General features: G+C 61.0%; 16 protein-coding genes, 1 tRNA gene and 1 pseudogene. 9 read left to right on the top strand and 9 right to left on the bottom strand.

Going from position 1 to position 19,223, the window contains the following annotated elements:
* Positions 1–36: 36 nt before the first annotated feature.
* A complete protein-coding gene (locus RR_RS08895) occupies positions 37–1,863 on the bottom strand; it encodes an FAD-binding protein (protein ID WP_011223443.1) in 1,827 nt (608 codons plus the stop codon).
* A gap of 248 nt (positions 1,864–2,111) precedes the next feature.
* On the opposite strand from RR_RS08895, the gene RR_RS08890 reads away from it, so the two are divergent.
* Positions 2,112–3,461, top strand: coding sequence for a sensor histidine kinase (locus RR_RS08890; RefSeq protein WP_011223442.1), 1,350 nt, complete (start codon positions 2,112–2,114; stop codon positions 3,459–3,461).
* Between the two features lie 154 nt (positions 3,462–3,615).
* Here the strand turns inward: RR_RS08890 and RR_RS08885 are convergent, their stop codons facing one another.
* The 4 genes from RR_RS08885 to RR_RS08870 all read right to left on the bottom strand — a co-directional run bounded on the left by RR_RS08885 (position 3,616) and on the right by RR_RS08870 (position 6,413).
* Positions 3,616–4,503, bottom strand: a complete 888-nt coding sequence (locus RR_RS08885) for a succinate dehydrogenase/fumarate reductase iron-sulfur subunit (RefSeq protein ID WP_011223441.1) — start codon at positions 4,501–4,503, stop codon at positions 3,616–3,618.
* A gap of 3 nt (positions 4,504–4,506) precedes the next feature.
* The gene (locus RR_RS08880) at positions 4,507–4,872 is read right to left on the bottom strand and encodes a succinate dehydrogenase hydrophobic membrane anchor subunit (RefSeq protein ID WP_004592521.1); all 366 of its coding nucleotides are present in this window, start codon (positions 4,870–4,872) and stop codon (positions 4,507–4,509) included.
* The gene (sdhC, locus tag RR_RS08875) at positions 4,872–5,291 is read right to left on the bottom strand and encodes a succinate dehydrogenase, cytochrome b556 subunit (protein WP_004592522.1); all 420 of its coding nucleotides are present in this window, start codon (positions 5,289–5,291) and stop codon (positions 4,872–4,874) included. The genes RR_RS08880 and sdhC overlap by 1 nt, the downstream gene beginning before the upstream one ends.
* A 99-nt stretch (positions 5,292–5,390) precedes the next feature.
* The gene (locus RR_RS08870) at positions 5,391–6,413 is read right to left on the bottom strand and encodes a succinylglutamate desuccinylase/aspartoacylase family protein (RefSeq protein WP_007190161.1); all 1,023 of its coding nucleotides are present in this window, start codon (positions 6,411–6,413) and stop codon (positions 5,391–5,393) included.
* A gap of 114 nt (positions 6,414–6,527) precedes the next feature.
* On the opposite strand from RR_RS08870, the gene RR_RS08865 reads away from it, so the two are divergent.
* Positions 6,528–7,880, top strand: a complete 1,353-nt coding sequence (locus tag RR_RS08865; protein ID WP_011223440.1) for a RimK family alpha-L-glutamate ligase — start codon at positions 6,528–6,530, stop codon at positions 7,878–7,880.
* Positions 7,881–7,910: 30 nt separating this feature from the next.
* Here the strand turns inward: RR_RS08865 and RR_RS08860 are convergent, their stop codons facing one another.
* Together RR_RS08860 and cysE are read right to left on the bottom strand one after the other, a co-directional pair.
* On the bottom strand, positions 7,911–8,522 hold the full coding sequence (locus RR_RS08860; RefSeq protein WP_011223439.1) for a DNA-3-methyladenine glycosylase family protein: 612 nt from the start codon (positions 8,520–8,522) through the stop codon (positions 7,911–7,913).
* A gap of 45 nt (positions 8,523–8,567) precedes the next feature.
* Positions 8,568–9,125 carry a serine O-acetyltransferase gene (cysE, locus tag RR_RS08855; RefSeq protein ID WP_011223438.1) on the bottom strand — a complete coding sequence of 186 codons (558 nt, stop codon included), beginning with the start codon at positions 9,123–9,125 and terminating at the stop codon, positions 8,568–8,570.
* 410 nt (positions 9,126–9,535) lie between these two features.
* Between cysE and RR_RS08850 the strand changes: the two are divergent.
* Positions 9,536–10,811, top strand: a pseudogene (locus RR_RS08850) (RNA-guided endonuclease InsQ/TnpB family protein).
* An 11-nt stretch (positions 10,812–10,822) separates the two neighbouring features.
* Here RR_RS08850 and RR_RS08845 read toward each other — a convergent pair.
* Positions 10,823–11,980: an acyl-CoA dehydrogenase family protein gene (locus RR_RS08845; RefSeq protein WP_011223436.1), complete on the bottom strand. Its 1,158-nt coding sequence runs from the start codon at positions 11,978–11,980 to the stop codon at positions 10,823–10,825.
* Between the two features lie 113 nt (positions 11,981–12,093).
* Here RR_RS08845 and RR_RS08840 point away from each other — a divergent pair, with 113 nt between their 5' ends.
* From RR_RS08840 to RR_RS08820, 5 genes are all read left to right on the top strand, one after another.
* Positions 12,094–14,058 (top strand): 3-hydroxyacyl-CoA dehydrogenase/enoyl-CoA hydratase family protein, encoded by a 1,965-nt coding sequence (locus RR_RS08840; protein WP_049938856.1) that lies wholly within the window; start codon positions 12,094–12,096, stop codon positions 14,056–14,058.
* A 157-nt stretch (positions 14,059–14,215) separates the two neighbouring features.
* A tRNA-Glu gene (locus RR_RS08835) sits at positions 14,216–14,290 on the top strand.
* Between the two features lie 727 nt (positions 14,291–15,017).
* A complete protein-coding gene (locus RR_RS08830; protein ID WP_004961023.1) occupies positions 15,018–16,253 on the top strand; it encodes a DUF4352 domain-containing protein in 1,236 nt (411 codons plus the stop codon).
* 104 nt (positions 16,254–16,357) lie between these two features.
* Positions 16,358–17,539 carry a bifunctional sugar-1-phosphate nucleotidylyltransferase/acetyltransferase gene (gene glmU, locus RR_RS08825; RefSeq protein ID WP_011223434.1) on the top strand — a complete coding sequence of 394 codons (1,182 nt, stop codon included), beginning with the start codon at positions 16,358–16,360 and terminating at the stop codon, positions 17,537–17,539.
* Positions 17,540–17,678: 139 nt separating this feature from the next.
* The gene (locus RR_RS08820; RefSeq protein WP_004961027.1) at positions 17,679–17,858 is read left to right on the top strand and encodes a DUF7576 family protein; all 180 of its coding nucleotides are present in this window, start codon (positions 17,679–17,681) and stop codon (positions 17,856–17,858) included.
* A gap of 105 nt (positions 17,859–17,963) precedes the next feature.
* Here RR_RS08820 and RR_RS08815 read toward each other — a convergent pair whose 3' ends face one another.
* A complete protein-coding gene (locus RR_RS08815; RefSeq protein WP_011223433.1) occupies positions 17,964–18,173 on the bottom strand; it encodes a hypothetical protein in 210 nt (69 codons plus the stop codon).
* 239 nt (positions 18,174–18,412) lie between these two features.
* Between RR_RS08815 and RR_RS08810 the strand changes: the two genes are divergently transcribed.
* Positions 18,413–19,219 carry a poly-gamma-glutamate hydrolase family protein gene (locus RR_RS08810; RefSeq protein ID WP_117614923.1) on the top strand — a complete coding sequence of 269 codons (807 nt, stop codon included), beginning with the start codon at positions 18,413–18,415 and terminating at the stop codon, positions 19,217–19,219.
* Positions 19,220–19,223: the final 4 nt, after the last annotated feature.

Here is a 19,223-nt window from a genome sequence, read left to right as displayed (position 1 = left end):
TCGCAGAAACAGATATTGCAGCCGACGGTCAGGTCGTCAGTACGACCGGACCTTCGGTTCGTAGGTCTCTTCGTCGCCTTCGAGGATGACGGGCTTGTAGTACAGCTCTGGCTGTCCTTCGTTCCAGGCAAGCATCGTGTGCTTGATCCACTCCTCGTCCTTGCGTTCCTGGTGCTCAGCACGCCAATGTGCGCCGCGGAACTCTTCGCGGGCAAGCGCGCCGAGCGTGATGGCCTCGGCCACATCGAGGATGTTGCGAGTCTCGATGGTGTGGATAAGGTCCGTGTTGTAGGTCCGGGATGGGTCTTCGACAGCGACGTTCTCGTACTCCTTGCGCGCCGACCGGAGGTCCCGAAGGGCCTTCTCAAGGCCTTCTTCAGTCCGGAACACGTTGACGTTGTCAGTCATCGTCTCCTGTACGTCTGCGCGGACTTCGGCGTGGTTGATGCCGTCGGATTCGATGAGGTCCTCGATGCGCTGGCGTTCCTGCTCAACAGTGCTTTCGAGCACCGCTTTCGGTTCGATGGCGGCTCCGTCGGCGGCGACGTCGCCGCTGCTGGCGTCGATTGCGCCGGGGTCGACCGGCGGCTCCACGTCGCCGGGTTCGCTCTTGGCGGACGGGCCAGTCTGGATTTCGGCGGTCTTCATGTCCTTGCCGGCGGCGTGGTGGCCGGCCCGGGCACCGAACACGAGCAGTTCCGGCAGGGCGTTGCCCCCGAGCCGGTTCGCGCCGTGCAGCGAAACACACGCAGTTTCGCCGGCCGCGTAGAGGCCGTCGATGCACGTCTCGCCGTTCTCGTCGGTTTCGACGCCGCCCATGGCGTAGTGTTGGCCGGGCTTGACCGGCATCGGCTCGTCGAGGCCGTCGACGCCCTCGAAGTCCTCCGCGAGGTGGAGGATGTTCTCAAGGCGGTCGAGAATGCGCTCCTCGCCGAGGTGGCGCATGTCGAGGTCGACGTACTCGTCCTCGACGCCGCGGCCCTCGTTGACCTCCGTCAGTTCAGCACGGGCGACCACGTCGCGGGAGGCCAGTTCCCCCTCGTTGTTGGCGTAGCCGTGCTCGAACATGAACCGCTCCTCGTTGTCGTTGTAGAGGATACCACCCTCACCGCGAACCCCCTCAGAAATGAGGACGCCCGTGGACGGCAGCGTCGTCGGGTGGAACTGGATCATCTCCATGTCCTCCATCGGGACGCCGGCGCGGTAGGCCATCGCACAGCCGTCGCCGGTGTTGGCGACGGCGTTCGTGGTGTGGTCGAAGGCCTGTCCCAGCCCACCGGTTGCGAGAATCACGCCGTTGTTGGCGCGGAAGCCCTGAACTTCGCCGGACTTGATGTCGTAGGCGACACAGCCGTGACAGACACGGTCCTCGGGGTCGTCGTGGTCGGTGACCGCGAGCTGGGTCACGTACCACTCGTCGTACACCTCGATGCCGCGCTTGACCGCCTGTTCGTACATCGTGTGCAACAGGTGGTGACCGGTTTCGGCACCCGCGTACGTCGTCCGCGGATAGGAGAGGCCACCGAACGGTCGCTGAGAGACGCGGCCGTCGTCCTCACGCGAGAAGGGCATCCCCCAGTGTTCGAGCTGGATGACCTCTTCCGGAGCGTCCTTGGCGAAGGTGTCGATGGCAGGGGCGTCGCCGAGGTAGTCGGACCCCTTCATCGTGTCGTACGCGTGGAGGTCCCAGGAGTCCCCTTCCTGAAGGGCGGCGTTGATTCCACCCTCCGCGGCACCTGTGTGGCTCCGAACCGGATGGAGCTTGGTCACGAGGGCAACATCTGCACCCTCTTCGTTCGCTGCAATAGCCGCCCTGAGGCCAGCGCCACCCGCGCCGACCACGATGACATCGTGTTCGTACATTGTGAGAGTGTCTCTTGGCGTGGTTTCGGCTTAGGATTAGCCAAACTTAAGCCTCCCTGTTGCGTTACCGAGAGCTTCGTCACCGATGGGCCGCATTCCGCTTCTGCTATCGGGACGAACTATTAGACGAACTGAGTTTTGTTCCCTCCGATGGAATTATATCACGTGCTGTGAATACTTAGGAACCAACTACTGATATCGGACCCCACAGACAGTCCTACCACGGGCGTTGACCCGCTTCAAACCTGATGCCAGACCAGTACCTCACGTCAACTGACGATTTCGAAGCGGTGTTAGCTGAGGCACCCACGGTGCTGGCAGTTACTGACGAGGAATTGACAATACGGTTTGTAAGTCCAGCAATCGAACGCGTACTGGGGTACGATATGGAGTCGCTTGTCGGCACGAACTGGCTGGATCTCGTCCACCCAGCGGATACAGATCGTGTCCTCGCCACACTTACCGGCGAGCGTGAGGATGACGGGACTGAGTACCGGTTCCGGAACGCCGATGGCGACTGGGTCTGGCTCGAAACCATCGTCTCATCAGACACCGAGACAGACCGCGATTGCCTGGTGTTCACCTCCCGCGACGTCAGCGACCGACCGCGCTTCGAGGCCCGGTTTCACCAGTTCGTCACCCACACCTCTGACGTGCTCACTGTGTTCGACGAGCAAGGCAATGTCGAGTACATCAGTCCGTCCGTGGAACGCGTCCTCGGCTACGAGCAAGACGAGATGCAGGACTCAGACCTCTTTGAGTACGTGCATCCGGACGATCTCTCGAACGCCCTCACCGAGTTCGGCCGGATGATAGACGAACCGGGGTACGTCGCCGTCATCGAGCACCGGTACCGCCACGCAGATGGCGACTGGATCTGGGCGGAGTCCCGCGGCCAGCAAGTCGCGAACGGCCCGCTGGAAGACCACGTCGTCGTGACGACCCGCGATATCTCCGCACGGAAACAGCGCGAACAGGAACTCGAACGACAGAACCAGCGCCTTGAGCGATTCTCGGACGCGATTAGTCACGACCTACGGAACCCGCTGGACGTCCTTGACGGCTCGCTCGAACTCGCACGTGAGACAGGCGAAGAAGCACATTTCGAGCGTGCCGAGCGGAGCATCGACCGGATGTACACGCTCATCGATGACTTGCTCGTGCTCGCCAAACAGGGCGTTAATCCCGCAGAAATCGAGACAATCGACCTCAACGCCCTTTCACAGCGGGCCTGGTCGATGGTCGACACGCAGGATGCGACGCTTGAAACCGAGGCCGACGACAGCATCAAAGCCGACGAAGGTGCGATGCTGGAATTACTGGAGAACCTCTTTCGGAACGCTGTCGAACACGGTGGCGACGACGTAACCGTCACTGTCGGGACAGAATCGTGGGGATTCTACGTCACGGACGACGGGGCGGGCTTCCCCGACGGGACTGCAGACCTGTTCAAACCCGGCTATTCAACGGCCGATGACGGAACCGGGTTCGGGCTCTGTATCGTCGAACAGATCGTCGACGCACACAACTGGGAGGTCATCGCGACTGACAGCGAGAGCGGCGGTGCGCGATTCGAGTTCATCTGTTGCGGTAGCTGAACTGAATTCTGCGCTCATGCCTGTCCCTTCCGAAACCTAGCTCACCCAGTTCAGCGCGCAAATCTATATGAGACCTGTGGCGATTCGGCTCGAATCACAGTCGCTACCGCTGCTTACTCAGTACGCGAACGGAAAACTAGCCAGTCGAACCGCGTTACCAGAACTTCAGGTTGTTCTTGACCGCTTCCCGCTTGAGTTCCTGGATGTGCTCGGTCAGCGGGATATCCTTTGGACACACTTCGGTACAGGAGAACTGGGTCTGGCAGCGCCAGACGCCGTGTTCCTGCTCGATGATACGGAGGCGTTCCTGCTTGCGGTTCTCGCCCTCGCGCTCGTCCATCGCGAAGCGGTACGCCTTGTTGATAGCGGCGGGGCCGAGGTACTCGTTGTCGCCGGCGGCGATGTTACACGAGGACATACACGCGCCACACCAGATACACCGCGTGGACATCTTGACCTTCTCGCGGTTCTCCCGGGTCTGGCGCTGCTCTTCGAGCTTGTCGTCCGGGGTCTCGTCGGCATCGAAGTACGGTTCGACGGCCTCCATCTGGTCGTAGAAGTGCTCCATATCGACGACGAGGTCCTTCACGACCTCCTGATGGGGCAGCGGCTCGATGCGGACCGGGTCCTCAAGCTCGGAGATCTGCGTTTTACAGCCGAGGCGCTGTCGTCCGTTGACGAACAGGGCGTCTGACCCACAGACGGCCTGTCGGCAGGAGTGTCGGAAAGTCAGCGAGGAGTCGTAGTGGTCCCGTGCGTAGATGAGGGCATCGAGGATGGTCATGCCCTTGTGGAACGGAACGCGGAAGTCGTCAAAGCGTGGTTCCTGCTTCCCCTCGACTTCGGGGTCGTAGCGGAACACTTTCAGCGTGATCGTGTCGTCGTCGTCGAGCGTCTCCTCTTCGACTTCCCGCTGGGCCTGCTCCTGTGCCTGTCGTTCGTCTCGCTGTGCGCGCCGACGGTCGCCCGGGGATTCGACCTCGGGCTCTGTTTCCTCGTCGGCCTCTGTCTCGGTTTCCTGTTGTTCGATTTGCGTACTCATAGTTCAGACGAGGGTTGTCATGGCCAGCGACACGCGGGTCCCCTGCACGACGAGCAGAAGGCCAGCGATGCCGAGCATGTATTTGACTGCGTTTTTCTGGGAACCGGTGAGTCCCTGATTGACCAGCGCGTTGTACACGCCGTTGACGCCGTGGAACGTCGCGGTCACGAGGAACAGCCACATCGTCGCAAAGTAGCTGACCTGGCTCATCCGAGCCTGCGTGCCAAGGAACGTGATATCCGAAGCGTGGTTCACGAAGTGCAACAGCATGAAGTGGAACGCGAGCACGCCGATGAGGAACACCGCTGTCAGGCGCTGGAACAGCCAGCGACGCCCGCCGCGGTCAAAGGAGGAGTAATGCTGTGCCATCAGGCTAGTTTCCCCCCGAGGAACGTCGGCACGCTTGCGATGACGATTGCGCCGGTCAGCAGGAGCGACGCGTAGAAGCTCTTGTCCTGCGATTCCAGTCCCACGCCGAGATCAACCATCAGCAGCCGAATCCCGTTGAGGATGTGGAAGACGGCGACGGCCAGCAGGCCGACTTCAAGGAACCGGACGATCAGCAGCGATTCGAGGCCGCTGAGCGTGCTGGTGTAGAGGTCGCTGCCTGCCTGCGCGCTCGCCGGATCGACGCCGACCGAAGTGCTCAGCACCGCGATGTGGGTGAACAGGTAGCCCACGAGAACCCAGCCGGTGAACTTGTGGAAGATCCAGGCCCACATCCCGGCCGTGAACTCCCGCCACCGTCCGAAATCCTCGACGGTGCCGCGATTGTAAGACTGACTCATACACTGGGGGGTTAGTCCGGGGACAGATAGTAGTTTCTACAATGGACGCGTATCGCCGGAATCTCGTCCGAAGACGTTCGTCAATTGACTACTCTGCAGTTACCAATCGTCGTCGTCAGCCCGGCGGTTCCACTCGATAGCTCGCTGTGTCCGGTCATCAAGTCGGACCAGATGACAGAGAGGGTTGCCGGGATACACCAGTGGGTTCTCAAGGATGCCGACCAGCAGGCCGGTAAACGGCGCACGCATCAGTGTATTCTCCGTCTTGAACGGGTTCGCGATCGTACAGATCACGTCGTCTTCGTACACCAGGTCACCGCGGTCGTAGTGCATATCCACCAGTCCGCCCGAGTCCGCACGGATCCAGGTTTTCTCACCGCTGTCGTCGATGACTGTCCGCCAGCCCGGCCACCGGACGGTGTCGGAGTCCCGGAGACCAAACTCCGCAAGCACCGACCGCACACTCTCCAGCGCTGAGTCGATGAGCGGTCGCTGGAACCGATGGGCTTCGCCCATCTCTATCGTGATCGTCGGGACGCCCGAATCGCTCAGCTCCCGCCGGAGCGACCCTGACGGGCCTTCCGAGGAGATGATGACGTTCGACGAGAAGGCGTTTGCGACCCGCGCAACCTTCGGGTCGTCCATGTCCGCCCGGACGTGGAGCATATTCGTCCGCCCACGCGTTGACGTGTGGAAGTCGAGGCCCACGTCACAGGGAGCCAGAAAGTTCCGGAAAATCTCGTGGGCCATCCGTTTCGCGCTCGTCGACTCGGGGTCGCCGGGGAACGAGCGGTTCAGGTCGCGGTCGTAGATCGGCAGGTACCGCTCCTGTGCCAGAAATGCAGGGACGTTCAGCACTGGCAGACAGATCAGCGTCCCCGCCAGCCCGTCGTGGTTCCATTCGTGGGCGACCTCTCGAACGACCTCGATGCCGTTGAGTTCGTCGCCGTGTGCCGCTGCAGTGAGAAACACGGTCGGACCGGGCCGCTTCCCGTTGACGATGGTAACCGGCATCCGGACGGCATCCCCCAGATACGTCTCGCTGACCGTGTAGCGAATGTTGCGGGTTTCGCCCGGCGCAACGATTCCCCCGTCGTAGGTGAACGGCTCGGCCTCGTCCATGCCATCACAACGAGAGGCGGCGGCTAAAACCCCTCCGGCAAGGCGGTCCCCCGGTAGAGTCGTCCCGCATTACATATCCGTACACCTATACTGCGGCCGGCAGAAGGCGACAGCATGAGCGACCGGGATATTACCGTTGGCGTTCTCAGCCTCCACTCCAGCAAGGAGTCGAAGGCCATCCTGAACGCAGTCGATGAGATGGGCTACGACACGGAGTGGCTTCGCGCCGAAAACACCGCGATCAGCGTTACCGACGGCGAAATGACGCTCGAGCCCGCCGTTGATGTGGTCGCAAATCGGCTGCTGCTCTCCAGCGACGAACACCCCGCGGAAGGGATCGGCCTCGGGATGACTATCAGCCGGCTCGCACCGACGTTGAACGAGCCGATGGCGGCGACGACGGCCCTCCACAAGTTCGCAAGCGCTGCCGCGCTGGCCGATGCCGGCGTTCCGGTCCCGGACGCCCTGCTCGCGCTATCGAGTGACCTGCTGAACGAGGAACGGGACCGCTTCGGTGATCGTGCGGTGTACAAGACGGCCATCGGCACCCACGGCGGCGGGACGTGGATGGTCGATCTGGAAAACCAGGTCAACGCACAGGTCGGTGGCCGCTACGCGTTCTTACAGGAGTACATGGAACACGACGAGCAGCGCCACCACGACCTTCGCGTGTACGTCGTCGGTGACCAGATCGTCGGCGCGATGAACCGTTACGCGCCCGAGGGCGAGTGGCGGACGAACGTCGCGCTCGGCGGCGAGGTCGAGGACATGACGGGTGAACTCCCCGAGCGAGTCAGGGAAATTGCGCTCGATTCGGTCGACGCCATCGGGCTGGATTACGCCGGCGTCGACATCGTCCAGAGCGATGACGGCTACTACGTGCTCGAAGTGAACCCCACTGCCGGGTTCCGTGGCCTGTTCAAGGCCAGCGGCGTCAGCCCTGCCCCGTACATCGCTCAGCTCGCCATCGAGCGGGCCGGCGGGAGTGTCGATCATGAAACCGTCGAGCGACTCTCCGACCGGCTTGACGACTCCAAGCCTGCGTGTACGCCGAAGAAGCCACAGCCGAAAGCACAAGAGAACGTCGTCGTCGGCTACATCGAGGAGGTTGTCGTCACCGGGACGCAGGGGACCAAGTCCGTCCTCGCGAAGTCCGACACGGGTGCAACCCGGACCAGTATCGACGCCAAGCTCGCCGCGGAAATCGGAACGGGGCCGATTCTCGACATCGTGAAGATCAAATCAGGGAGCCTCAAGTCCGGTCGTTCGCGCCCGGTCGTCGACCTCGTCGTCGGCGTCGGCGGGACCCAGCACACCGTCACCGCCAGCGTCGAAGACCGCGGGCACATGGACTACCCGCTGTTGCTGGGTCGGGACATCCTCAAGCACTATCAGGTCGACGTGACCCGCCGTGCGGACGACGAGTCAGACGTGGAAACAGAGGAAGAAGAGCAGAGCGAAGAGTAGCGACGCGTTCGTACCAGCTTTCGAGCCGTCTCAGTCCTCGCGCACTTCTGCGACGCTTTCGGCGATATCCTCGCTGGCCCGCCACAGATACAGGCTCGCGTAGCTCCGATACGGCGACCACCGCTCGGCGTACTCGCGCATCTCCGCGCGGCTGTACCCGTCACCGACGACGGCCTCGAACCCCTTGCGGATGCCGAGGTCGCCGACCGGGAACACGTCTTTTCGGCCGAACGCGAACAGGAGTTGCATATTTGCGGTCCAGTCGCCGACCCCCGTAATGGCGGTCAGTTCCTCGTGGATCTCCTCGTCGGCGGCGTCCTCGAACGCTTCCAGCGAGTAGCCGTGTTCCAGAAACGCATCGGCGACCTCGTTGACGTAGCGGGTTTTCTGCCGCGAGAGCCCGGCGTCCCGGAGGAGGTCGTTGTCAGCGTCTTTGATGCCCGCCGGTGTCACGGTGACGGCGTCGAACAGTCGCTCCCGTGTCGCGGCGGCCGACGCCATCGACACCTGCTGGCGGAGAATCGAGACGACGAGCCGCTCGAAAAGGTCCGACGCCGGGTCGAGCGTGAGTTCGCCGTGTGTCTCGACCAGCGGCCCGATATCGGGGTCTGCGCGTAACACCTCATGTGGCGAGTCACTCATGGCTCTGTGATACTGACTCGACGGAAAAGAACGTATCTGTCGCCGTTAGCCGTCAGCGATGATAGGGTCCGGATTTGGTGAGGCGACACCGGCAGCGCCGACAGGCTCCGCCGGGTTGCCCACGACTGTCGTGTCCGGGGTCACGTCATCGACGACGACTGCGCCAGCGCCGACGGACGCGTTCTCTCCAACGGTGATCGGTCCCATTATCGAGGCATCAGCGCCGATGGTCGCGCCGTCCTTGACCGTCGGGTGGCGCTTTTCGCGGCGCATGGACGTGCCGCCGAGGGTGACACCGTGGTACAGGAGCACGTCGTCGCCGATTTCGGCCGTCTCCCCGATGACGATGCCCATCCCGTGGTCGATGAACACGCGCTCGCCGATCTCCGCGGCGGGGTGGATCTCGACGCCGGTCAGGAACCGCGCGACGTGGGAGATGAGTCTGGCGAGCAACGCTCGGTCGTTCGCCCAGAGCCAGTGGGCGACACGATAGGCCCAGATCGCGTGCAGGCCGGGGTACGTGAGCGCAACCTCCATCGCGCTGGTCGCCGCCGGGTCCTTTGTGAGTGCTGTACGAATATCTGCTTTCAGTCGGTCAAACATGGTGTGTAGTGTGGGTGGTGTCGTCTGTAGACGGGACGGCTGGCCGGGCCGAAGCACTGGACATTAGAATCGACAACAGCGACGGGAGAAGCGGTGACTGCCTGTGGTTCGAAGCGGGCGAGCAACGTGGCGTGAAGTTCGGTCGCCCATGATTACCACAACTACGACGCTCGATAGCTTAAAAAGCAGTGGTTCGACCAGCAATTAAAGAAAGCAGCGGGAGGTCCACAGGCCACTAAGCGGTGACCGAGGCAAAAATCATGCAGTTTCGAGGCGGAGCCTCCGGCCTCAAGGAGTGAGCGAAGCGAACGAGTAGGCCGGAGAGGAAGCCGACAACCCGGACACAGACCACGGACTGTTGCCGTCTGTTCTCCCTAACGCTGATAAAACACCGAGCACACGTCTGAGCCATGGAAGTGCGGCGCACTGTTTCAGTCAAACTCGACGTGGACAGCAACGACGCCGCACTTCTCCGCGAAACCGTCGATGAATTTCTGTGGGCTGCCAACTACGTCGTAGACCACGCATGGCAGGGCGAATACAAAACGACGAGCAAGGCCCAGTTGCAGGCAGAAACCTACGACGACGTGCGTGAGCAAACACGATTGCACGCGAATCTCGTCCAGAACGCTCGCAACAAGGCCGCCGACGCCGTACAGAGCGCCGTCGCCCGCTGGAAGCAGGGCGAGTACGCGGGAAAACCGCACTTCACGAGTCCGACCGTGGTGTACGACAAACGGTGCGCGACATTCCACGACGAGTACGTGTCGCTGGCGACCGTTGAGGGCCGTATCGAAGTCGAGTACCTCCTTCCCGCCGCCGACCGCGACACACCACACAGTCGGTATCTCGACAGCGATGACTACCAAGTGACGGGCGCAGAACTGCACCACAGAGACGGCCAGTGGTTCCTTCATCTCCGTACAAACGCGGAGGTGGAGTCTGACACGCCGAAACAGGCGACGACCGGGCACAGGACAGTCCTCGGCGTTGACCTCGGCGTGAACCAACTCGCTGTTACTTCGACAGGGACGTTCTGGAGCGGCCACGAGTTCGACCACGAGGCGCGAGTACGAGGAGCGGCGTGGCTCGCTCCAGCAGTGTGGCACGCGGGCCGCTCACGAGAATATCCAGTCGGTCGGAGGGAAGGAAACGGGCCGGTTCAAACTGATGCTCCACCGGATTGCCAACGGTATCATCGAAGAAGCCGCCGAGAACGGGTGTACGATCATCGCCTTCGAGGAGTTGAGCGGCACCCGTGACCGACTCCCCGAAGCGTCGTGGGGCCACAAGTGGGCGTTCGAGCGGTTGTACGAGTACGTGAAATACAAATCCGAGTTGCACGGCATTGATGTGGCAGTGGTAGACCCGGAAAACACGTCACGTCGTTGCTCACACTGCGGGTTCACCCACCCGGACAACCGCGACAGCGAGGCGTTCGTGTGCCTGAAATGCGGCTACGAGAACCACGCCGACTACAATGCGGCAAAAAACATCGGTTTGCGGTATCTCCGTCGTAACCAAACTGGGGACGGTGGAGGCGCACCCGTAGGCGTGCGCTTGAATCGCGGGACATTGAACGCGAACGGAGAGTATGAGACTCCTGCCGGAGATTCCGGCCAGAGCGGGAGTCCACGCGAAAGCCCCACCCTCAACGAAGCGAGGTCGTCAGACCGAGCGAAGTAGGGTGGGGTAGTTTACGTCATGCCCTTCCCGAGCAGTTCTCGGGCGATGATATTCTTCTGGATCTCGGTCGTCCCCTCGTAGATCTGGGTGATCTTGGCGTCGCGGTAGAACCGCTCGACGTCGAAGTCGTTGACGTAGCCAGCGCCGCCGTGGATCTGGACGGCCTCGTCGGCTGTTTCGACGGCGACGCGGGAGGCCTTTTCTTTGGCCATTGAGGCCAGCTGGGTGAGCTTGTCGGCGTCGTTGTCGACGCTCCAGGCGGACTTGTGAGTTAGCTGGCGTGCCGCCTCGATTTCGGTGAACATCTCGGCGAGTTTGTGCTGGGTGGCCTGGAACTCTGAGATGGACTGGCCGAACTGCTCGCGGTCTTGGGCGTACTCCAGCGCGCGCTCGGCGGCCCCGCGAGCGATACCGACGCCCTGTGCGGCCACGCCGGTCCGGGTCTCGTCGAAGAACTGCATTATCTGGAGGAAGCCGGCCCCGCGCGTTCCCACAAGGTTGTCTTCGGGGACGCGCACATCGTTGAGAATGAGTTCTGCGGTATCCGACGCACGGATACCCAGTTTCCCCGTAATCTTCTCGGCTTCGAACCCGTCGCGGTCGGACTCAATGAGAATCTGCGAGAAGCCGTTGTACCGCCCCTCCGCGTCCGGGTCAGTCTCACAGAGCACGACGAAGTAGTCGCCGACCGAGCCGTTAGTGATCCACATCTTGTTGCCGTTGATGACCCACTCGTCGCCGTCCTTTCGTGCCTGCGTCGACACCGACGACACGTCCGAGCCGGTGTCGGGTTCGGAGATGGCCGCGCCCATGATGGCGTCGCCCGTGGCAACGGGCTCCAAGTACTCCTCCTTCTGGGCCTCTGAGCCAAACCCGATGAGGGCGTCAGCACCGAACGCGGCCGACTGGATGCTCAGACCGATACCGGGATCGGCCGCGAACAGCTCCTCGGCGATGATGGCGTTCGTCAGCGTATCGTAGCCTGCGCCACCATACTCCATCGGGATGTTCGCCCCGGTTAGCCCCATCTCAGCGGCCTTTTCGACGATTTCTCGTGGGAACTTCTCTTCAGTGTCGTACTCGGTCGCGACGGGTTTGATTTCGTTTTCCGCGAACCGGGCTATCTCGTCCTGTATCTGTCGCTGCTCTTCTGTCAGTCCGAAGTCCATATGTGGTGTGTTGACGTGATATGCATTAATGGTTTGTAATCCGAAATAAACTGGAGAGTGGTTTTCTAATGAGAGAAACGTTGAAGCCTCGGCCGGCAGTGGAACGATATGTCATGGATTTCGAGGATATTGACACTATCGCCGTGCTCGGTGCCGGGAATATGGGCCATGGAATCACCGAAGTGGCCGCGCTCGCAGGCTACGACGTGCGGATGCGAGACATCAAAGACGAGTTCGTCGAGGACGGCTACGACAACATCGAGTGGTCGCTGAACAAGCTGGCCGAGAGAGACCAGCTCACCCAGGAGGAAGCCGATGCGGCGCTTGACCGCGTCACGCCGCTGGTCGATGTCGAGGAAGCAGTCAGCGACGTCGACGTGGTCATCGAAGCCGTGCCGGAGAAAATGGAGATCAAGAAGGACGTGTACACAGAGGTCGAAGAACACGCGCCCGAAAACGCCATCTTCGCCACCAATACATCCAGCCTCTCCATCACGGAGTTGTCGGAAGTGACCGAGCGGCCCGAGCAGTTCTGTGGGATGCACTTCTTCAATCCGCCGGTGCGGATGCAACTGGTCGAGGTCATCTCCGGCGCACACTCGGGCGACGACACGCTGGAAGCCATCGAGGCGCTTGCCGAAGACTTCGGCAAAACACCGGTCCGCGTCCGCAAGGACTCGCCGGGATTCATCGTCAACCGCATCCTCGTCCCGCTGATGAACGAGGCCGCGTGGCTCGTCCACGACGACGCGGCGACCATCGCCGAGGTCGACTCGACGACGAAGTTCGACATGGGCCTGCCGATGGGGTCGTTCGAACTCTCGGACCAGGTCGGCAACGACGTGGGGCTGCACGTGCTTGAGTACATGCACGAGGTCCTCGGCGAGCCGTACGCCCCGTGTCCGCTGCTCGAAGAGAAGGTCGAGAACGAGGAACTCGGGAAGAAGACCGGGAAGGGCTTCTACGACTATGAGAACGGCGGCGTCGACATTCCGACGGATGCCGGCCGCGAAGATGTCGAGCACCGCCTCGTCGCCGTGATGGCAAACGAGGTCGGGAAACTCGTCGAGAACGACGTCGCTCCCGTTGCAGACATTGACCAGGCCGTCCAGCTCGGCGGCGGCTTCCCGGACGGTCCCGCAAAAATCGCCGACAAGACCGGTCTGGAGACGCTTATCGACACACTCGAGGAAACCCACGAGGAGACCGGCGCGGACCGCTATGCCGTCGCTGACGGCCTCCGAGAGGCCGCCGAGTCGGGCGGCTTCTACGGCAGCGACGACGATGCGCCGGCGGAGTTCGACAACGTCACCGTCGAATATCCCGGTGACATGGTCGGTCACATCGAACTCGACCGCCCGCACCGGATGAACACCGTCAGCCCGGACCTGATGGACGACCTTGCCGACGCCGTCGACCTGCTCGAAAATGACGACGAGGTGCGTGCCATCCTGCTGACCGGAGCCGGCGACAAGGCGTTCTCCGCCGGGGCCGACGTGCAGGCGATGGCCTCGAACGCGACGCCGCTGGACGCCATTGAACTCTCCCGCAAGGGCCAGCAAACCTTCGGCAAGCTTGAGGAATGCTCGATGCCAGTCGTCGCCGGAATCGACGGCTACGCGCTGGGCGGCGGGATGGAACTGGCGACCTGTGCCGACCTCCGCGTGGCCTCGGAACGCTCCGAACTGGGCCAGCCCGAACACAACCTCGGCCTACTGCCGGGCTGGGGTGGCACGCAACGCCTCGCTCGCATCGTCGGCGAAGGCCGCGCCAAGGAGATTATCTTCACCGGTGACCGTTACGACGCCGACGAGATGGCCGAGTACGGCTTCATCAACGAGGTTGTCGACAACGACGCTCTGCACGAGCGGGCGCTGGAGATGGCCAAAGACATGGCCGCCGGCCCGCCGGTCGCACAGAAACTCACCAAGCGCGCCATGCTCGCCGGCCGCGACGACATCGACGCTGGCCTCGAAGTCGAATCACAGGCCTTCGGCCACCTCATCGGGACCGACGACGTGATGGAGGGCATCAACGCGTTCATGGGCGACGGAGAGCCGGACTTCGAAGGGAAGTAATAGCGGACAGTCGCCCGCCGAGCAAATACGTCCCATCTTTTTGCTGGAGACGTCTCGGGGATGGTCTGCTTACGCTAGCCACACGCCTGTGGTACGCATCCTCAGGTAGCGTCTATTTCGATGGGGTTAAATTGGTCCACCCGGAACGATTGAGTACGCTCGGTTGGTGTAGTCCGGCCAATCATCTTGGCCTTTCGAGCCGAGGACCAGGGTTCAAATCCCTGACCGAGCACATTACTGTCGCAAACAAGTTCGCAAGCAACTGCTGCATCAGCCGTTCGGTGCAGCACCCCGCTGAACAGGTGTGGTGCGCACTCGCGCTTTCAGCCTCCGAGTTGCACGGTGTACCTGGTCTGTGTCCCGAGATACGTCCTGGAATCTGTGACCGTTAGGGGGATCGTTGTTCCCCGACTGATGCCGCTCCATATCGGGTCGCCGCCGAAAGAAAGCGCGTGCACACCGGTCGCGTCATCGCTCCGGGTCCAGCAGACAACTGTGTCAGCTGTCGTCTGTATCTCCCGTAGCGACCGTCCGAACGAGCAGCTCCAGACGCGCTCTCCGGCAATTCGATAACGGCATGGACCGTCGTCTCGCCACCAGAAACGCACACTATCCCATCCCGCACGATCGGCCGATTCGTCCCGCAATGACCCCACTGCCCCGCCAGTGGGCTGTTCGTCTGGTATATCCACCGAACTGCGTCACTTTCCGGCGGGCCGGGACGCTTGTCACTTGCCGCTGGTCCGTCGCTGTCTCAGGACGTTGGTCGGACCCCCTTGTCGTGCCCGTCGGAGACGCTGACGGTAGGCAAACCAGTGGTATCCGCTATCCTGACAGTCGATTGGCCCAAATAAATCTACAAGATTTTATTTTGGATGATAAGCTGTTATCCACTCATATTTAACAAATAAATAACTAAAAGAAAACATATTTGTATGTGTATATAAACCCAGTAGTACATGGACCGACGAACATACATCGGTACGATTGGAAGCAGCATGGCTGCACTCAGCCTTGCCGGATGCAGTGGTAGCGACGGGGGAGACGGAAACGAGTCAACATCAACGCCCGAACCCACGTATGAAGTAGACCAGGAAGCACCGGCGCGACTGAAATTGCTCTCAGTGAGTGGGCCAAAAGAGGTCGCGTTCGGTGACACCATCAAGGGTGACGTGACTGCTGTCAACGTCGGTGGCGAGCCGATCTCCGGGGATGCGACCATCGAGTTCGTCCATTCAGAATCGGGTGCCACTGAGCCACAGACAGTTACCGTCAACGCTGATGGCCTGAAATCCGGCGAAGAAGTCTCGCATAGCTATCGTGTTGACGCCAACTACGCCGGTGCATGGGCGTTTGAAACGTCTTCGGACTTCTACGCTGTCGACGATACAGTCACGTCAACCGTGTCGGTCCTCCCGAAGCAGGGGAGCACTGGGGAAACCATTGAGCTTGCGAGTGGGGTTCAGGCCACAGTGTCCGATATGACCTATGAACAGATGATAGCCTACGAGTTGTCTCCTGGCGAACGGACCATAGGCGACAACACTGCACATGCTATCCGCGAAACGGTCTCAGATAATATCCTGCTGATTCTGAGCGTTACGTTCGAGAATGGAACGGGTGAGGCAAAGACAGTGTCAAAAGACGACTTTGTTGTTCCCGAATCGAGCTTCGTGAGCGAGTCGGCCGCAGGTCGTGACGGAACGAATGCAGCCGGGGAGAACATCAACCCGGGACAGACCTACAGCGGCCACCTGATTTACGCTGTCCCGAAGGCTCAGATTGACGACCTCACATTCGGGATAAACCTCGCTGAGGGGAGTGCGGTCGCTGATATCGAAATCCCGCTACAGTCTCCCGGTGGCTTCCCCGAGTTCGAACTGGCGAATATCGATGTGCCACCGGAGGATGTTACAGGCGATGAAGCAACAGTTGCGATGGAGGTCGAAAATGTGGGTGACAGCGCCGGAATGTTCAAATCTATCTTCGAGTTCAAAACACCCGAAGAGTCAGGCTTATTTGCCAGCTATTCCGCCGATACGTGGTACATTGACGCCGATGGCCCCTTCACACAGCGGATTCCCGCTGGAGAAACTAGAACCATCGAACTGGTGACGGAGCCGGATTCGGACAGACGGTGGGACTACCGGACGACACCTTTCGGAGCGGAGTGGACGTTCGAGGCCGTAGAATAGGTGTAGGGCCCCTCATGAGTACACTACTGTGACTTCTATGTCTCCCGCTTCTCGAACGAGTCAACAGCGGTAGGTATTTTTCGGGGCCGGGCGACGGGCAGACCATGCAAGCTGTCGTACTCGCGGCGGGGCAGGGGACGCGTATGCGGCCGTTGACGGACCACACACCGAAGCCGATGCTTCCGGTCGCTGACCGGCCGCTGGTGGCACACACCGCAGACACCGCGATTCAGGCGGGGGCCGACGAACTCATCTTCGTCGTTGGCTATGGGGCCGAGGCAGTCCGCTCGTACTTCGGCGATGAGTACGGCGGCGTCCCGGTCAGCTTTGCCGTCCAGGAGGAACAACTGGGGACCGCCGATGCGGTGGCCGCCGCAAAGGAACATCTTGAGGGTCCCTTCGCAGTCCTCAACGGCGACAATCTCTACGACGCCGAGAGTCTCAGCGGCCTCTTTGACGCCGCGCCGTCGGTCGCCGCCTACCGCGTTGACGACCCGACAAGCTACGGCGTCTTATCAACTGAGGGCGACACCATCACCGGCATCGTCGAGAAACCGGACGACCCGCCAACGGATCTGGCGAACGCAGGCGCGTACGTCTTCCCGGCCGAGGCACGGGACTGGCTGGACGTGCCCCTCAGCGACCGCGGGGAGCGCGAAATCACGGATGTCCTTGCGAAAGTCATCGAGGAGTCGACAGTCACCGCCGTTGCGGTCGACCGCTGGCTGGATGTGGGCCGTCCCTGGGAGCTACTGGAGGCCAACGAGTGGAAACTGGGACAACTGGACCGGCGACTCGACGGCGAGGTGCGAGGCGATGCGGACCTGCGCGGCGAAGTCGTCGTCGAGGCGGGTGCAGTCATCGAACCCGGCGTCGTCATCGAGGGGCCAGCGCTGGTCCGCTCTGGCGCTCACGTCGGGCCGAACGCCTACATTCGTGGGGCGACCCTTCTGGGTGAAGATACCCACGTCGGCCACGGGGTCGAACTCAAGAACACGGTTTTGATGGCTGATTCGAACGTTCCCCACGTCTCCTACGTGGGTGACAGCGTCATCGGTCGCGATGTCAACTTCGGCGCTGGAACGCAGGTGGCGAACCTTCGCCACGACGGCGACCCGGTGCGGATGACGGTGAAAGGCGACCGCGTCTCGACGGGCCGGCGGAAGTTCGGTGTCGTCGCGGGCGACGGCGCAAAGACGGCCATCAACACCAGTCTGAACGCCGGCGTTGTCCTCTCATCGGGCGCGACGACGACACCCGGCGAATCCGTCACTCGGGACCGATAGCGAGGACCTCGCAGCGAGCATCTGTGTACGATGACTCCACGCAGGTGTCCTTTTGTTTCTCATTCGTCATTCGTGTATGTTCGTGACGTTCAGTGCAAGTATGTGGGATTAAGTGTCGTGAAAGACATTCCCAACTAAGATGGTCGACCCGACATCGGATCACCACGAAGATATCGACGAGGACGAGGCACCGGAGTGTGCTACCTGCGGTGACGCTATCGCTAACGAAGTGACTCACCGCGTCATTACATGGATTGAGGACAGCACCGTCGAAACAGCCCACTTTTGCAACGAAGACTGCCGGCTAGAGTGGCAGTAACGCGTCTGTATTCCCTCCCGGTTCAGGCCCAGGTACCTGTTCCAGTTTGCGTCCCTCGGTGCGTCTTTGACAGACCACAGATGTGTGTCAATGATTTATACGTGCCTACACAGTTCCGGTATCGATGTGATGCACTGCATCGGGGGAGAATAGTCTCCCTGTAGGGAGTTTGACCCATCCGTTTGCAAGAATACGGACCTCACCTTCGTGGAGGACTGTCCCTTGTTCTTTATCAGCATAGACAATCGCGTTCTGATACTCCTGTACGAAGTCGTCCATCGCGTTTCCCCAGACCGGCTCAGATGAAATTACCATGTAAAGAACACGGGACGCTCTGATAAAAATGGTACTGTAATGACGGTTCCGCAGGATTCTCAGAGCAGATAATCTGGCCACAATGCGTATAAAACAGATTATATTGTTGAAACGTGATGGATCGAATCACAAGACGAACTGTTCTCTCAAGTGCTGGCAGTACCATTCTTACACTCGGTGCAACTGCTGTGAGTGGAAATCCAGGCCGCGGCTCCGGCCGTAATAATACGACTGTGCAGATGAGAGAGACCGAAGATATCGGCTCTGCGGAGCGGTGCCGGCTTCCACAGTCGATGATGGACGCTCTCGGTGTTCAGGCGGACCAGCAGGTTCGACTCGTGTACGACGGCGAGGCCGCAGTATTCACTGTTGCTCTCTCGGACGATACGTTCGGATACATCAACAACAATGGGAGAGAGCGTCTGCGAGCGAAAAGCGGGTCGTTCCGCGTTGCTGTTAGCGCAGACGTTATTGATTCGAATCTGGACGAAGAGCAAGCCAAAGCAGAAGGTGGGTTTATAGAACGGACAACTGAGTCGGAGCAGTCTGAACTGGCAGTCCTTGCGCCACACGGTGGATACATTGAGTGGGGAACTGACACGCAGGCGGAACGCATGACAGCCCAACTGGACGCAACCAAATGGTGTAGTTCGGGATGGTCGCCCGGCGGCGGCGCGTTCCGTCGGTGGCACATTACCTCGACAGCTATCCACCCGGACTCGTTCCCGGCCTTACAAGATATCTCTGATCGGGAGTTCGACCACGCCGTCGCCTTCCATGGCTGGTCAGAGTCTCACGTGGGTATTGGCGGCGCTGCACCCACCTGGCTCCGTAGAGACGTTCGCGACGCCATCTCCGAGGTTGTCGACTGTGACGTTCGCCTTGCTACTGATGGCTCACGGGCCGGCGATTCGCCGGAGAACATCATCAACTGGATCACCGCATCCGGGAGCGACGGCGTCCAGATTGAGCAACCGTGGGCGGTCAGAGACGAACGAAGAAACACCGTTGCTGACGCAGTTGCCGATGTATTTGAAGTGTTGTAGGAGA

It is taken from the genome of Haloarcula marismortui ATCC 43049 (assembly GCF_000011085.1).
GTDB lineage: Archaea > Halobacteriota > Halobacteria > Halobacteriales > Haloarculaceae > Haloarcula > Haloarcula marismortui.
Note: the sequence above shows the minus strand (reverse complement) of the source record. Positions and strands in the feature narration are given on the sequence as shown.